General features: G+C 55.5%; 12 protein-coding genes. 11 read left to right on the top strand and 1 reads right to left on the bottom strand.

The genetic code is table 11. The annotated features are described in order from the left end of the window. The 11 genes from B5F79_RS09840 (at nucleotide 1) to B5F79_RS09795 (ending at nucleotide 14,437) form a co-directional block, all read left to right on the top strand. The gene (locus tag B5F79_RS09840; protein ID WP_206391116.1) at nucleotides 1–726 is read left to right on the top strand and encodes a sugar transferase; all 726 of its coding nucleotides are present in this window, start codon (nucleotides 1–3) and stop codon (nucleotides 724–726) included. After that, complete coding sequence (locus B5F79_RS09835) at nucleotides 723–1,817, top strand: glycosyltransferase family 1 protein (protein WP_087220965.1); 1,095 nt, start codon at nucleotides 723–725, stop codon at nucleotides 1,815–1,817. The genes B5F79_RS09840 and B5F79_RS09835 overlap by 4 nt, the downstream gene beginning before the upstream one ends. Beyond that, nucleotides 1,814–3,583 (top strand): phospho-sugar mutase, encoded by a 1,770-nt coding sequence (locus B5F79_RS09830; protein WP_087220962.1) that lies wholly within the window; start codon nucleotides 1,814–1,816, stop codon nucleotides 3,581–3,583. Before B5F79_RS09835 ends, B5F79_RS09830 begins: the two co-directional genes overlap by 4 nt. Further along, nucleotides 3,580–4,929 (top strand): sugar phosphate nucleotidyltransferase, encoded by a 1,350-nt coding sequence (locus B5F79_RS09825; protein WP_087220959.1) that lies wholly within the window; start codon nucleotides 3,580–3,582, stop codon nucleotides 4,927–4,929. The genes B5F79_RS09830 and B5F79_RS09825 overlap by 4 nt, the downstream gene beginning before the upstream one ends. Before the next feature lie 368 nt (nucleotides 4,930–5,297). Continuing rightward, entirely contained in the window at nucleotides 5,298–6,299 is a 1,002-nt protein-coding gene (locus B5F79_RS09820) for a glycosyltransferase family 4 protein (RefSeq protein WP_087220956.1), read from the top strand. Then, nucleotides 6,299–7,408, top strand: coding sequence for a polysaccharide pyruvyl transferase family protein (locus B5F79_RS09815; RefSeq protein WP_087220953.1), 1,110 nt, complete (start codon nucleotides 6,299–6,301; stop codon nucleotides 7,406–7,408). Before B5F79_RS09820 ends, B5F79_RS09815 begins: the two co-directional genes overlap by 1 nt. Then, a complete protein-coding gene (locus B5F79_RS09810; RefSeq protein WP_087220950.1) occupies nucleotides 7,408–8,595 on the top strand; it encodes a Coenzyme F420 hydrogenase/dehydrogenase, beta subunit C-terminal domain in 1,188 nt (395 codons plus the stop codon). Before B5F79_RS09815 ends, B5F79_RS09810 begins: the two co-directional genes overlap by 1 nt. Then, complete coding sequence (locus B5F79_RS09805) at nucleotides 8,588–9,748, top strand: glycosyltransferase family 1 protein (RefSeq protein WP_087220947.1); 1,161 nt, start codon at nucleotides 8,588–8,590, stop codon at nucleotides 9,746–9,748. The genes B5F79_RS09810 and B5F79_RS09805 overlap by 8 nt, the downstream gene beginning before the upstream one ends. After that, a complete protein-coding gene (locus B5F79_RS09800) occupies nucleotides 9,745–10,842 on the top strand; it encodes a glycosyltransferase family 4 protein (RefSeq protein ID WP_087220944.1) in 1,098 nt (365 codons plus the stop codon). Before B5F79_RS09805 ends, B5F79_RS09800 begins: the two co-directional genes overlap by 4 nt. Next, entirely contained in the window at nucleotides 10,842–12,275 is a 1,434-nt protein-coding gene (locus B5F79_RS10865; protein WP_143786288.1) for an O-antigen ligase family protein, read from the top strand. The genes B5F79_RS09800 and B5F79_RS10865 overlap by 1 nt, the downstream gene beginning before the upstream one ends. Before the next feature lie 761 nt (nucleotides 12,276–13,036). Then, the gene (locus B5F79_RS09795; RefSeq protein ID WP_087220941.1) at nucleotides 13,037–14,437 is read left to right on the top strand and encodes a hypothetical protein; all 1,401 of its coding nucleotides are present in this window, start codon (nucleotides 13,037–13,039) and stop codon (nucleotides 14,435–14,437) included. Between the two features lie 184 nt (nucleotides 14,438–14,621). Here the strand turns inward: B5F79_RS09795 and B5F79_RS09790 are convergent, their stop codons facing one another. Continuing rightward, nucleotides 14,622–15,797: an IS110 family transposase gene (locus B5F79_RS09790; protein WP_087220937.1), complete on the bottom strand. Its 1,176-nt coding sequence runs from the start codon at nucleotides 15,795–15,797 to the stop codon at nucleotides 14,622–14,624. Nucleotides 15,798–16,376: the final 579 nt, after the last annotated feature.

The raw sequence follows: 16,376 nt of genomic DNA, 5'->3' as shown, positions 1-16,376 counted from the left end.
GTGACCCAGGTTGGCTGCGTTGGTGGAGAGAAGAACCTCATCCTCGAAACGGCGCCAAAGCCCGGCACCGATGAGTTCGCTGGGCTCTGTCAATCGCTAGATTGTAGGCCGCTCGGCTACCGTGTTGTGAAGCGCGTCTTCGACGTCACGTTTAGTGTTGTCGCCATCGTTGTGGGGCTTATACCCTGCGCGCTGCTCTCCGTGGCGATAGCAGCTGACACTAAAGGCTCGCCAATTTACTCTCAGGAGCGTGTGGGCAGGCTCGGGAAGTCCTTCAGTATTTACAAGTTCCGCTCAATGGTCGCCGATGCTGACGATGTCGAGAAGTATCTGAGCTCCGAGCAGCTCGTCGAGTGGCGTCGTGAGCGCAAGGTGACGGACGACCCGCGTATCACGCGCCTCGGGCGTATCATCCGCTCGACTTCTCTCGATGAGTTACCGCAGTTTCTGAACGTGCTTCGAGGCGATATGTCCCTCATCGGTCCTCGAGCGATTACCTACGATGAGCTCACCGAATATGGGTGCGACACCGCGCTTCTGCTCAGCGTGCCCCAGGGTGTCACCGGCGCCTGGCAGGCAGGTCCCAGGAACGAGGCGACTTTCGAGAACGGCGCGCGACAGCGAATAGAGCTCCGGTACGTCCGCGACGCAAGCATTAGGGAAGACATACGCGTCTTCCTTGCCACCTTCGGGGCGATGTTTGGTAGGGACAGGAGAGGCCGATGATTCGTGTTGCGCAGGTCATGGGCTACATGGACGGCGGCGGCGTTGAGCAGGTGGTTATGAACTACTACCGTCACGTTGACCGTGCGACAGCGCAGTTCGACCTTCTCGTCTGCGAGGGATCGGGTATGGTCCCGCGCGACGAGGTCGAGGGGCTGGGTGGTAGAGTCCTCATGGTCCCCGGATACGGGAATCTGCCCCGCTTCATGCGTGCGCTCGAGCGCCTCTTCCGCCAGGAGCGCTGGCCGATTGTCCACAGTCACGTGAACGCCCTCTCCGTCTTCCCGCTGTGCGCGGCGAAGAGAGCGGGCGTACTTGTGCGTATCGCGCACAGCCACTCCACCTCAGGAAGAGGCGAGCCGGTTAGGAACGCTATGAAGGCGGCGCTTAGACCCCTCTCTAATGTCTATCCCACCTACCGTATGGCGTGCAGTCGCTACGCCGGGGAGTGGCTCTTTGGTGGAGGGGTGAACTTCGAGGTCCTCTACAACGCGATAGATCTCGCGCGCTTTGCATTCGATGCTGGGGTCCGCGTGAGGGTGCGTGCCGAATTGGGGCTCATGGAAGGCCAGCTTGCCGTCCTCCACGTGGGCCGCTTCACGGAGCAGAAGAACCACCGTTTCCTAATTGAAGCCTTCGCAAAAGCTTCCCGTCGCAGGCCGGATGCAATCCTCTTGCTCGCGGGGGAGGGCGACTCAAGGCCCTCCATAGAGAGGCGGGTCTCGGAGCTTGGTCTCGCTGATCGGGTGAAGTTCCTTGGGCAGAGGTCTGACGTCGAGCGGCTCTACTCCGCCGCCGACACCTTTGTCTTGCCGAGCCTCTATGAGGGGCTTCCAGTCGTCTCTGTTGAGGCACAGGCCTCGGGTCTGCCGTGTCTCCTGTCGGATCAGATTACGCGCGAGGTGGACGTGACAGGCAACGTACGGTTCTTGCCCATAGTCGATTCCGACCTCTGGGCGGACGTCCTGTGCACGGTGAGGTCAAGCGGGCGCGTGGGGGTCTGCAACGGGGACTTTGCGGACTACGACATTGTCCGCGCGGGCAAGCGGCTGACCGAGAGGTATGAGGAATTGTTCGAGAGGGTCCGTGTATGAAGTCTCTGTCTCAGACCTCGATCATTGTTGCGGACCGTAAGAGCGAGAGTGGTTTAAAGAGAAGAGATATAGATAGCAGGTACAAGAGATGGCTCGAATGTGTCGATAGACCAGAACGCATGAGGCTCGAGAGAATGGGCGTCGCTCTCGTCGAGGACGCGTTCTACCGTGATCTTGTATTCGGTACCGGAGGGCTGCGCGGCAAGCTCGGTATGGGACCCAATCGCATGAACTTCTATACCGTTGGAAGAGCGACGCAGGGACTAGCTAACTGGCTGAACTCCAACTTCGATGTCCCGACGGTCGCGCTCTGCCGCGATACGCGCCATGGTAGCGAGGAGTTCGTCCGTCGCACTGCCTCTGTCTTGGCTGCCAATGGCATCCGCTCTTACATGTATGAGCGTGTCGAGCCTACTCCGGCGCTCAGCTTTGCGGTCCGCGAGCTTGGCTGTTCTGCGGGGGTGAACATCACCGCCAGCCATAACCCCGCGACTTACAATGGCTATAAGGTGTATGGATCAGACGGTTGCCAAATCACCGTTGCTGCGGCGGAGGCGATTCAGGATGCAATCGACGTCTTAGACCCCTTCGAGGACGTCAGGGCGATACCCTACGCGGAAGCCGTCAACAGGGGCTTTGCTCTTGTCATTGATGAATCCGTTGTAAAAAGGTTCATTTCCTGCGCGGCGGCCCAGTCTACTGGTATCGATTGCTCAGGCCTGCGTGTCGCCTACACTCCGCTACATGGCGTGGGGCTGGAGTGCGTGTCGAGGGCACTTGCCGCCGTGGACGTGACCGACTTTCGTGTGGTCGAGGAGCAGGCATCTCGGGACGGAGGCTTTCCGACCTGCCCTAGGCCCAACCCGGAGGAGCGCTTAGCGCTAACACTGGGCCTCGAACTCTGTGCGAAGATCGGTGCCGACCTTCTTCTCGCCACCGACCCAGACTGCGACCGGCTGGGTATTGCCGTGCCACACGGAGGGAAACCCTCTCCGCTCTCTGGTGACGAGCTCGGTCTACTTCTACTCGACTTCCTAGCAGAGAAGGCCGTGGGAGGTGGCGCGGAGCTCGCTAGAAAGGTTGCTTGCACAACTGTAGTCTCAGCTCCCATGGCGAACGATCTCGCTAGGGATTACGGCTTTGAGCTGCGACGAACGCTCACTGGCTTCAAGTTCATTGGGGAGCAGATTAGCCTCCTCGAGTCCGAAGGGCGCGGAGCGGACTTCCTCTTCGGCTTCGAGGAGTCCTACGGCTATCTTGCTGGCACTTACACCCGCGATAAAGACGCAGTTGTCACATCTGTTCTTGCCTGCGAGTTGGTTGCCCACTGGAAGCGTAAGGGCTTCGACCTCTTTGAGGCGCTGCGGCTTCTTTACAAACGCTACGGATTCTGGGCGGGTTCTTCCCTCTCCAGGGCCTACGAGGGCCCTGCCGGCACTGCGAGCATGTCCGTTGTCATGCGACGTCTTCGAGAGAATCCACCCACTAGGCTTGCGGGACTCCCTGTCGAGCGGGTTGTCGACTATGCCCAAGGGGCTCCCATGCCTGTGGTGAACCCCTCTGGCTCCCTTCTCCAGGTCTTACCTCCCTCGAATGTCATCGAGCTGCGCCTTTCCGGCGGCTCGAGCGCCATTGTCCGCCCTTCCGGGACAGAGCCGAAGATAAAAGCGTACCTCTTCGCCAAGTCCCAGACGGGAGAGGGAGCCAGTTCTCTTCTTGCCGAAATGACTGGGGATTTTGATTCGATCCTAGGGGGAAGCGCATGATTCATCTTGTCCTGCTATCTGGCGGCTCGGGCACGCGCCTGTGGCCGCTTTCCAATCCCTCCCGTTCCAAGCAGTTCCTTAAGGTCCTGCGGGACGGCGGCGGGAATCATGTCTCCATGGTCCAGCGAGTCTTCTCGCAGATTCGCGCGGTCGATGCTGATCTCGACGTAACCATTGCCACCTGCGCGGACCAGGAGCTCTCCATCCGCAATCAGGTGGAGGGCAGCTATGCGCTGGTGCTGGAGCCCGAACGGCGCGATACTGCGCCGGCCATAATGCTCGCCTGCGCTAGCCTGGCGATGGAGCAAGGCGCTGATGCGAGAGACACCGTGGTCGTGATGCCCATCGACACCTACGCCGACCAGACTTACTACGATGAGGTTGTGAGGCTCGACGAGGCGGTTCAGTCAGGCTTCGCCGACCTTGTGCTACTGGGTGTGGAGCCGACTACTCCGTCCTCGAAGTACGGCTACATCGTCCCCGCTAGTCCAAAGAGGAGACCATGTCGGGTCGAGCGGTTTACCGAAAAGCCTGACGAGGCGACTGCGCGGAAGCTCATCTCCCAGGGCGCCCTCTGGAACTGCGGTGTCTTTGCGTTTAGGCTGGGCTACCTCACCTCCGTCACGAAGGGCTACCTCAAGGCCGCGAACTATGACGAGTTCCATGCCCGCTATGCCGAGCTGCCTAAGAACAGCTTTGACTACGAGATCGTAGAGAAGGCCTCTTCGGTCGGAGTGGTCCCCTACTCTGGCATCTGGAAGGATCTCGGCACTTGGGGCGCCCTTACCGAGGAGATGGCGGAGCGCGCTTCTGGGTGCGTTGTGATGGATGATGTGACTTGCAGTAACGTGCACGCGGTCAATGAGACGTGCCTCCCGATGGTGGTTGCCGGGCTCTCGGACGCCGTAGTCGTTGCTACGAGCGACGGTATCCTCGCCTGTGGTAAGTGGGCTTCAGCAAGCGTAAAACCGCTCGTCTCTAGGGTGGCAAGGGCTCTCCCGATGTGCGGTCGCCTCCCTTGGGGCGAGTACCGTGTGCTTGGAGTCTCCGAGCGTTCCGACGGCGGAGGATCGCTCACCCGGGAGCTCGTAATCGAAGACGGGGAACAGACCACCTACCAGAGCAATCTTTGCTGCACTAAGGTCTGGACTGTGATTTCCGGCGCTGGCGAGACCGTGCTCGACGGGGAGACCTCCCCCCTGTTCGTTGGCTCGGTCGTGAAAATCAAGCCCAAAGTTAAGCATGCCGTCCGCGCCGTCGGCACAGACCTTCACATCGTCGAAGTGCACCTCGGTGACCGGCTGGATGAGGGGGATGTCGAGAGATTTGGGGACTTCTGGAATTGAGACACTTGCAAGGGTCGATTGTGTTGAAAACGATACGGGTGAACTTTGCAGGAACAGTAGCTAGGATCTCTTGTACGGAGTTTATCTCCTTGACGTCGTAGGCGAAGAGAAGCCAATCTCGCCTTTCCAAGGTAGGGGTTCTTCGAATTTGCCTTCTGAGTCTTTAGATTGGCTGCATCCCTAGGCTTTCTCTTCGGCAGTGAGGGCGGCTTCGTCTTTTGGGGGGTGTTCGGAGTGCTCGGCCCCTGGGACTCCACAGAAAGCAAGTTGGGTGATATCCAGTGATTAAAACAAAATTAAATAAACAGTATAAATGTATAATAATAAATGGCGAATTTTGCGCTCGTAGGTTGACGGGTCAGGAGCGCGTGGCGAGAGAGCTCGTCATTGAGCTTGACAAGTTGATCGAGGATGAGCTCGCCGTCCGTCTTATTGTTCCCGAGTATGCTAAGGATGTTCCAAAGCTCGACCATATTTCCGTTATCCGAATGGGAAGGGCCAGAGGATCTCTCTGGGAACAGCTATGCCTCGGACCTTACGCGGTTAAAGAGAGGGCATACTGTTTGAATATATGTTCCATTGCTCCATTGATTAGTAGGGGCGCAATCTTCATTCATGATATCTGTTATAAGGAACGACCAAGATATTTCAAGTCCCCTTATGCTCGCATCTCTCAAATCTGGCATAAAATAAATTACCAGTATGCTTGGCATCGCGCCGATAGGGTGTACACAGTTTCGGAATACTCGAAGAGCAGAATAGTAAAGGTGTACGGGATCGACCCTTCGCTGGTGAAGGTGGTATATCCTGGGTGGCGTTATTTCGAAGCTGTTGAGCCAAACCCCAAGATAGGTGAGCGATATCCCGTCGTAATGGAAGGTGAATTCTACTACTCGCTTGGCAGTTTAGCTCCCAACAAGAATCTTGGCTGGATTATTTGTGCGGCGAGGCATAACGCAAACTCACTGTTTGTAGTGGCGGGAGGACTTAACGCAAAAGCTTACGGGTCGCTTCTGGGGAAAGCTATTCCTCGGAATGTGCTGTTTGTTGGATATGTGAGTGACGGCGAAAGTAAGTACCTCATGCAGCGATGCAAGGCTTTCATTCTCCCTTCTGAATACGAGGGCTTTGGCATTCCGCCGCTTGAGGCGCTCAGTGTTGGGGCTGAGGTGGTGGTCTCAAACGTCACGTGCCTCCCCGAAATATATGAAGATGCAGTGCATTACATCAATCCGAGAGATCCGAATGTCGATTTAGACAAGTTGCTCTCCGAGCCTGTTAACTCGCCTGAGGCCGTTCTTGCCAAGTGCGACTACGCGAGGATGGCAAGCACTGTATATGACGATTTAAAGACGAAGATAGGGGCTTAATGAGACGAGTTGGCATTCTTACCTATCATGCTTGTAATAATTACGGTGCGTCATTGCAGGCTTTCGCACTTCAGGTGATGGTCAATAGGCTTTTAGGGACTGGCGGAACCTGTAAGATAATCGACTATCGTTCGGAGGTCATGATGAATATCGTGACTCCGTTCGCTAAGCATATTGACCATCCTAAAGAGCTCATCAAGACTATTTCTCGGATTCCGTACAGAAAGCCTCTGACAAGGCGCGATGAGCTGTTTGTTTCCTTTGGTCAAGAAGTCTTGGATACCACGGAGAGATGCTTGACGTCGAGAGACGTCGAGAACGAAGTGAGGCAATTCGACACCGTGATATGCGGCAGCGATCAGACTTGGAATCTTGATTCGGGCATCCGCTATCAAAGTCCTGTGTATTACCTTAACTTTCCCAAAAGGGAGCGTCGCATCGCGTATGCGACCTCCTTTTCTGACTGGGTAGTTGAGGCAGAGAAACAGAAAGACTATCTGTATCCCATGATTTCGACCTTTGATGCTCTTTCAATGCGAGAGACTTCGGGTGTGGACCTCCTGAGATCATGGGGATTTGAATGTGAACACGTTTGTGATCCTACCCTCCTGTTGGGGAAGGATGACTACGCTCGGATAGCCAATCGCGATGTTGTTCCTGACAAGCCTTACGTGCTCTATTTTGCATGGAGTGGCACGAAGGACTCAATTGAGGCCGCCAAAGCTGCTGAGAAGACCTTTGGCATTCCTGTAATTAATATAGTGCCACCCCCTAGAGCGATGTTTTCCGGTATTCGACGCAGGCTAGATGTGGGTCCAAAAGAGTTTCTCGGTTTGGTGGAAAGCGCGCGCTTTGTTGTCACCAACTCATTCCACGGAACAGTCTTCTCTGCCATATTCGGCAAGCCATTCGTTTCGATTACTTCCGATCCTGGTGAAACGAGGAGAACTTCTCTCTTGAAATCGCTTGGGCTTGTTGATCGCCTTCGCTCCGCAGAAGACCTTAATTTTACCGAACTTGGGGAATTCGATCCTTCAACATCGAGGCGCGCCATTTCGGCTCAGCGAGAGCACGCTTTGGAATACTTGAAAGGAGCGCTTGCGGTCTGATGAGAGAGAAGGTCCTCGATTTCAACAAAAAGGAGAAATGTACTGGATGCTCCGCATGCGCTTCTGTTTGTCCAAAGGGAGCAATATCCTTCATCCAGATTGAAGGAGGCTTTGCGATTCCTGATATCGATAGGGATGCGTGCGTGGGTTGCCATAGGTGCGAACAAGTGTGTCCGACTTTCATGCGGTCTAAAGCCAAGTGTTCTGGCTTCCTTTCGGGATTCGTCTTTTCATCGGATAATTGTGAAACGGCGTTGGGGTCGGCTTCGGGCGGTGCGTTTTCCGAGCTTGCATACGAAGCGGTGGATGCCGGCGGCTGCGCATGTGGTTGCGTGTGGACTGAGAAACTCACGGCTGAGCATAGGGTGGCTCGAAATCGCGGTGATGCTAGGCGGTTCGAGAGTTCAAAATATGTTCAAAGTAAGATTGAAGGCATCTATACAGAAGTGAAAAATGAGCTCGAGTTCGGTCGCAAGGTTGTCTTTGGTGGAACGCCTTGTCAGGTTGAGGCGATCGGCCGCTATTGTGGAAAGGACCGGGACAATCTCCTCTTAGTCTCTTTGGTATGCCGGGGGGCTTCATCTCCGTCTGTCTGGGAATATTACATGCGGGGGCTAGAGCGTAGGGTTGGCTCAAGGCTTGTTGCGGTCAACCAGAGAGACAAGTCTACAGGATACAGTCAGCCGGCTTGCCGCTATGAATTCGAGAACGGAACCGTCCTTAAGCGCTCAACTTACATATCCGATTTGTATACAAACTGTTTTGCAAGCGGAATCACGCTTCGTGAAAGCTGTTATCGGTGTCCTGCCAAGGGTTATTCCAATGCCGATGTCATTCTTGGAGATGACGTGCTGCATGTCGGGTCTCCGAGAGGGGCCACGTTGATTTTGTGCGTTACCCCCAAGGGGGAGAATTGGATTAGGGGGGTTCTCCCGGGGCGAGGAAACTTGCTGGAGCTTGACCAAGAACAGATTTCCCTTGTCCTGAAGAGGTCGAATATGCTTCTTAACTCGTCGTCATCCCCTGGAGGTGCGCGCGAGCGTCTATTCCGCAACATACGGGAAGGTGTGTCGGCGGACAGCGCCTTGATGCGGTCACTGCCCCTTAAGCAGCAGATTAAGGTTTGTCTTGACAAAGTCGGACTCTTCTCACTGGCACGGGTTCTGAAAGCGAGGGTCCATGGCTGAATCTCCGAAAGGCAGAATCCGCGTGCTGTTTTTCATTGACGGGTATGGCAATGGAGGAGGGATTCAGGAGCAGTGTATTCGCTGGATTTCCAATATAGATCACAGCATTTTTCAAGTGGATGTCCTCTCCTACAATCGGACTAACGGCGTAAGGGATGATTATCCCGAAAGGCTCGAAGCATTAGGGAGTAAACTATTCCTGATTGCTCCGTATGCGGAAGGGGGAAGTGTCGTACGGAGTCTCCGCGAAACAAAGCTCTTTTTCAAAACTCATCAATATGATGTACTTCACGCGCATTCCTCTGCAAAAGCAATCTTTGTGTTGCAAGAAGCGAGGAGAAACGGAGTGCCGGTCCGCATTCTCCACGCCCATGCGGCGCGGGTCGTGACTGAGCAGCCATTCAAAAAGTTTATGGCGAACACCCTGAAAGGTGCAGCAAGAAGGGAGAGCACGAATCTAGCTGCCTGTTCGGTGAAAGCCGGCGAGTTTCTCTTTGGGAGGACGTGCATGGCCGCTGGCAAGGTAACGATAATTCCAAATGCCATAGAGCTGGGGCGCTTCTCATTTGATTCGTCCGTTCGAGAGAGAATGAGGGCGGAGCTCGGGTTGGATAATAGTTTTGTAATAGGTCACATCGGAAGATTTATGCCCCCAAAAAACCACTCGTTTCTCGTGGAGGTTATGTTTTCCGTCCTCAAAAAACGGCCGGATACTCGCCTAATCCTCGTTGGTGTGGGCCAACTACAGGAGAAAGTTAAAGAACAGGTCCGTTCGTTGGGAATCGATGAACAGGTTTCGTTCCTTGGCTTACGCTCAGATGTTGATCGGGTCGTGCAGGCTATGGACATCTTCGTGATGCCCTCGCTGTTTGAGGGGTTGCCGGTCTCTGCCGTGGAGGCGCAAGCATCAGGATTGCCTTGCGTCTTTTCGGAGGAGGTCACGCCCGAGGCTGTTCTTATACCCGGCTCAAAGAGGGTTTCTCTCTCAAGCACTCCGGACGAGTGGGCGAGGGAGATTCTCTCGGCAAGGGGTGGGGACCGAAGTCTCGCGCTCGGAATCGTCTCGGACAAGGGCTTTGAGATTGTCGAGGCTACGCGTCGCCTTGAGGCTTTCTACTTGGATGCATTGAAGGGCGTGGGGGTCAGCATATGAGGGTCGCGGTAGTCTGCACGGTATCTGATGGAGGGATGGTGCATTTTGCTCAGAGTTGCTTTCGTGCAATTGCTGAACTTGGAAAGGATGCCATGGTAATCTTTCCGCAGCGAGCTGCCGTTGACCTTAAGCCTCTCGAAGCGGTTGGAAGAGTCTGCGTTTACGATGATCGCAGGGGGATAAGTAATGGGTTTACCGCCGCACGTTCAATCGCGTCTCATCTGGAGGCATTCTCACCTGACAGCATATGGTTCACGGACGAAACCATCACCTCGGCGGCGGCCAGAGCTGCTTGCGATGATCCCGTCATTTTCATACATGATGTTAGGCCGCATCTCGTAAAGATGAGTGTGAAATCTCGACTTCGATTCTTGTGCCTTCTTATGGACAGGAGGCGGGCAATCGCTAGGGCTTCTCGCGTCGTGGTTATGTCTAATACGGCGAGAGATGACCTGTTGACTCAATACGGAGATAGATTCTATGACAGAGTCTCTGTGCTAAGGCTTGGTGCGACTGCGCCGAACTGCTCGGCTTTAGTTCCTCCCGAGCTGGACGAAGCGTTTGATGGCGGGTTTTTCCTGTTCTTTGGGGCCATTGAGAAGTATAAAAACGTGGAGGGTCTCGTTCGCGCGTTCTCTTCGCTTCTCACGGAGCGCCCGTTCGCAAGACTTATCATAGCGGGAAGGGGCGCTATTGAGGAAAAGACGCTTAGGATAATAAAACAACACCATCGCTCAATAGTTCTTCTGAATAGGTATATTTCCGATGGAGAGCTGGCGTATTTGATGATGGGCGCCCGCGCCACGTTGCTTCCATATCTAGAGGCAACCCAAAGTGGCGTCCTGCCGATTTCCTATAGCTTTGGTAAACCTGTCGTTACGAGTGATGCACCTGGTCTTTCCGAGTTTGTGGTCGATGGAGTGACCGGGTTTGTGGTTAAGGACGAAGTGGGGCTCGCTGCAGCTATGGACAAGCTTCTTGATGATGACCTTGTGAGGCGCATGGGCGAGGCGGGACGTGCGTATGCGAAACACGAGCTCGATTTCACGGGCAATGTCGCCAAGATCATCTCCGATATAAACGGGGAGTCCTGATGGCAAACGCCTGGAGGAAAAAAGGGGAAATCCTTCGGCATCGTGAGAAAAGAGACTTCTGGTCTTTTGCTGCCTTGTTTCTCGGGCTTTGTTTCGCACAGGATATCTGTTATGTAGGAAGAATAGGCAACCTTTACGTGGACGTCCTGTACCCCGTGGCATTGGTTATCCTGATGCTGCGTGTGGTTCTCAGCCCCGCAGAGACTGAACGTGACATCTTTGTTTGCTTTGATAGGCGCATGTTGCCGTTCTTGGTTGTTGTTGCGCTGTCGCTCGTCCTTGCTCTCGTTGCGACTGTAGTGCGTTCTGGAGTGCAGATAAGCTCATATGCTAATGGATTAATTATACTGGCAACTTCAATAGCCGTCTATTTGACTGTTCTCTCGCTTAGGGCATATATAAGTTACATCCTCAGGGGTCTCTGGGTGGGTCTTCTCATAAGTGTCATCGTCTCCATTGCGCAGTATTTCGCCTTTCAGAATGGCGGCGCGTTTACGTTCTACAGCCTCTTTCCTCAGCCAGCCTTTTATATCTCCGTCCCTTGGGAAGCCTCCTCTTCATGGGCTTCGAATGCCGACTATTTGGTTTTTTCCTATCGGGCACAGGGCCTATACCTTGAATGTTCCTATTTTGTCGCGGCAGCAACCATGATTTATGTTGTGACAGGTGGAAAGAAGACAGGGAGCGATCTGCTAAGAACGATAGTCCTCATTACGCTATTCGTACTATTCGCAATGTCGGCAACTGGAAACATGGTCTTTTTTGTTGCGTTTATCTTGCTGGCTTATATTCTTCGGCGTATTTCGGGCGTCGGAAACGTCGGCATTCTCCGCAGAAAGAGATCGCCCCTCGAATGGATTGCGATGGGAGCGGTTCTTTTTTTGACGATATCGTTCAGCGCTTACGTTCTTTTTGAGAACCGAGATATAGGTGCCTTCGTCGACGTGGATACGATTACCGGCGGGCTGAAAAAAGGCATAGAATCGACCGATATAGCTGGCGGTGAGAACGAAGGCCGCTTTTTGTGCATGTCAAATGCTATCGCCGAATTTATGCAATCCCCGTGGGGGGTTGGTTACAATATGGCCTCATCGGTTCTTAGGGTAGATTATGGAACGAATACCACTTTCAGTTACTTTCTAACACTGCTCGTTGAGCTTGGAATCCCAGGCCTTATTGCATACGGCTACTTTGTAGTAAAGCTCATTATCAACCTATTGAGTCATTCTTCAGATTGTCGAGCATATAGAATTGGGTTGGCGGTCAGCATAATGGCGCTTATGGGCTTCCAAGCTGGCAATGGGTCCGGTCTTATCCCTATTGCATGGTGCCTCTTTGCGCTTGCGGCAATAGAAGTATCAAGAGATTGCAAGGGGAGTGGGGGCCGCGAGCTTGGCACCGAAGATGGGACTAAGACTCATTTGAGTCGGTAAGAGGATGCGCGCGGGCATCGTGCCTTTCGAAGCATGCTCCACTTACCTCAAGTAAATCGGTGTAGGGCTGGGGGTGCGGCCGTCTTCTCGCCGGGGGGTGGACTACCGGCGAACATAGTTATCGTCCGGCCTCTTTTCGTCCGGCTTCTCTTGAGTCACTCGTAGTGGTGACTGGCTCTGTGACCATCCTCACGCATGTCTATGGAGCTGGCGATACATAAGTATGGGTGCATGGGAGGTCCCGGAGAGTCAGAAACCGGTTAAGATGGATACCACGTATTACTCGGTTGGGGCCGTGCGGTTCTTCCGCGAATGACTATGAGTGACAACAATGTCGTCGGTGCGGCCTGCCCGGGCTCGGCCTCCCCGAGGGAGGCTTCGTCTGGGAGGTCCGGAAGGCACGTCTGCTCTGTGGTGGACTACTACATACGGCGCAAGGGAATAGCAAAAAGCTTGCACAATGCACCGTCTTTGCATGGAGCGTAATTTGGACGCCCTCCCAATCAGGTTTTTTCACCGGCCTTCTCTCTACTATCTCAAATCTCACGAGAGCTTCGCGACGAATTCAGGGAGAAGCTGGGCGACAGTGCGAACGCAGGTGAAAGCACCTGTTGGATAGACGGGCTCGAGCGCGCATTCGTTAACAACGAGTAATTCTGCAAATATGCGGAGGGACGGCTTTGTATCAAATGACGAATAGGTTCACTTCGACTGTCAGGGGCCTTTTTTCGGTAGAGGAAAAAGGTGGTATAGCGAGTAACGTGGCTTACGCCTTTGCAGCTCAGGGAATCGCCCTTATTTCGAGTTTTCTCATGACTCTCGTTGTTCCAAAAGTCTTGGGTGTGCTCGAGTACGCTTACTGGCAACTTTTTATTTTTTATGCTGGTTATGTTGCCGTTTTGCTCTTCGGTATTGGAGACGGGGTCTATCTTCGCTTGGGAGGAAGGCATTATGAGGAATTGGACAAGGGTGCGCTGAAGGCCGAGATGGGAATTGTCTTCGGCATGCAGGTGAGTATCGCCCTCGCGCTTCTGCTGGCTATTTATATTTTTAATTTCAACAGCAATTTTCGAACTGTATTATTGCTGCTACTACTGTATTCTGTTTTTCAGAATCTCTACGGGTTCATATCGCCGATATTCCAAGCTGTAAATCTGACACGCCTCTATTCAATCGGCATAGCGATAAATAAGATTGCATTTCTGCTCATCCTTCTCGTCTTTCTATTGTCGGAGGGAAGTGGCTATGAGCCCCTTGCCGTTGGGTATATTGCGGGCATGGGCGCCTCCCTCCTATATTGCCTTGCATGTGGGAGGGACATTTTATTTGCTAAAAGCGGTTCTTGGGTAGAGGCTTTCAAGATAACTTTGGATGATCTTCGCACGGGTGCGCAGGTCATGGCCGCCTACTACGCATCCTCGCTTATCGTTGGGGTTGCAAGGCAGATTATTGTAATGCGGTGGGGGCTTGAGGCGTTTGGCCAGATGTCATTCGCTTTTTCCATGGTCTCTTTTGTTCTGGCATTCATCGCGCAGTTCAGCCTTGTCCTTTTTCCCGTTCTTAGGAGGCTCGACGTAGGCTCCATTAATTCAAGATACAGGCAGCTGCGCGATACGTTGTTTGTCTTGGCCTCCCTATCGTACCTTTGTTACCTTCCTGGGTGTACGCTTCTGGGGATGTGGCTCCCGCAGTATGCCGATAGCTTTCACTATCTCGGACTGCTTATGCCATTGCTTGTTTTTGATGGAAAGATGAATATACTCTGCTCAACCTATTTGAAGGTTTACGGTGACACCAGACAGCTTATGGGATTCAACGTCCTGGCTCTTGTGGTGAGCGCTCTGTTTTCGTGCGTTGGAGCACTTGTCTTGGACAGCGTTGACTTCGTTGTTTGCGGGCTGGTGTTAGCAATACTTCTTCGAAGCATAGCTAGTGAACTTTACCTTGCCAAGCGTCGTCTGTCCTTTCCCTGTTACAGGCTTTTGGTCTGTGAATGCGCCATGGCACTCTCCTTCATGATTGCCGTTTTTTTTGGCGGATTCTGGACTGAGATTGTTCCGTTAGCCGGTTATGCGTTATCTATAGCTCTCAACCGCGGAGTCTTCCAATCAACCAAGGCGCTCTTGTTGCACAAGAAAGATGCGCAGATGCCAGGTAGATGAGAGGGGCATCTTGCTGTTTGTGCTTGATTACCGGGGAGTCACATGCTCCTCGTTATGCCCCTCTCGCAATCTTGTGTGTGGGGGGTGTCTCTATGGTTTTGTCAAGCCTCGGGCTCGCGACCTCCCGACATGCTGACGCCGGCCCCGGGGACGGAGCCGCTGAGAAGTCCGGTGTCCCGCGGCGTCAGCCCTCCCGGTACGGCGTCCCGTCCCGCATGATCGCGTAGATCACCTTGAGGCGCTTGCGCGCGACCGCCTTGAGCGCCTTGTTGTGCCGCATGCCGCGCGCCCTGCAGGAGTCGTAGTAGCGACCGAAGCGGTTGTCCGTCCCGACCAGGGACGTGCAGGAGTATATGAGCAGGTTCTTCAGGGTCCGGTTGCCGCTCCGCGACGGCGACGACGAGTTGAGCGACGTCCCCGACTGCCGGTTGCAGGGCGCCAGGCCCGCGTACGCCGCGAGCTCGTCGTGGCTGCGGAACATCGACACGTCCACGAGCGTCACGAGCGCCGCGGCCGTCTTAGGACCCACGCCGGGCACGGTGGGCAGGGCCTCGTAGGCCTCGTCGCCGGCGAGCGAGTCGGAGATGAGCGCGTCGAGGCGAGCGGCCTCCGCCGAGTCCGCCGCCGCCCTCGCGGCGAGCGAGCGCACGAGCTCCGACTCCGCGGCGAGCTCGGGGCGGCCCGACGAGGCGGAGGCCGCGGCCGCCGCCCAGAGGCGGTCGGAGGCGGCCCGCCTGGCCCCTCCCGCGCGCTCGGCGACCGAGCGGAAGCGCCTGAGCCCGGCGGCCCTGATGCCGAACGGCCCGCCGAGCTCCGCGAGCACGGCGAGCTGCCAGCGGCTCGACGGGTCGACCGCCGACTCGAACGCCGGGTCCGCCTCGAGCAGCACCGCGCGCAGCCGGTTGACGGCCCGCGTCCTCGAGCCGACCGCGAAGTCGCGCTGGGCGGCGAGCATCCTGAGGGACGCGGCGGCGGGCGTCTCCTCGGCGACCTCGCGCAGCGTCCATGGCATGCCGGCCGCCGTCCGCGCGATCACCTCCGCGTCCATCGCGTCCGTCTTCGCCGTGACCGGGAACATGTCGCGGGCCTTCTTCATCGCGATGCCGGGCAGGTAGGAGACCGGGTTGCCCGCGGCGCGGGCCCTCGCGACCACGAGCGCCCCGATGTTGCGCTTCTGGTCGACGACGACCCTGGCCCCGGCACCGGCCTCGGCGAGGGCGCGGTCTATGTCGGCCGGCCTGTTGGCGACCTCCCGGTTGAACAGGACCTCCCCGGACGCGTCGACGGCGCAGGCGCGGTGCGACGACTTGCCGACGTCGAAGGCGAGGAAGGCGGCCCCTGGCCTTGCTCTCTCTTCCATGGTGTATCCTCTCCTCAAGTTGGCTGACCGCCGTCCGCGGGAGCGACAACCACATTACGGAGCCGTGGGGGATCCCCGGCATGTCTCTATCAGTCGCCTGCCGCGGCGAGCCGTCCCCGGCGGCAACACCCCCCGGGCCTTCGCGAGAGGCAGGGCGGAAGGGCCGTCCGGGGCGGTCGGCCAGCGACCCCTCGGGGTCGACTTCAATCGTATTTCCAAGGCTTGGGAGAATACAAAGGAGCCGGCGCGAGGGCCGGCTCAAACTGTAATGGGCTTCGTTGCTGGCTACGTAAAAGTTTCCGGCAGTAAGCAGGGTGACCAACACCATGAGAATCGTGTTATAGCGCGCCTCGGTGCTGTTTATGAAACCGTCCAGATGCTGCCATTGGGCAAGGAGTGCTTCGAGGCGCCTGTGCGATTCGGTGCTGTCGGAATAGCCGCTGCCTGTCTGGTCCACGGACATCAACTCCCATCACGCCGACATGCCTCTCTGGTCAGAATATACCCCCTCCCCTATCATTTTGGAACACCATATAGATGGGGGAGCGATGGCGGTGCTGAGTGACGAAAAGCCGGAAG

This window comes from Olsenella sp. An285 (genome assembly GCF_002159625.1).
GTDB classification, from domain to species: Bacteria; Actinomycetota; Coriobacteriia; order Coriobacteriales; family Atopobiaceae; genus Thermophilibacter; species Thermophilibacter avicola.
This window is presented reverse-complemented; position numbering and strand designations above follow the sequence as displayed.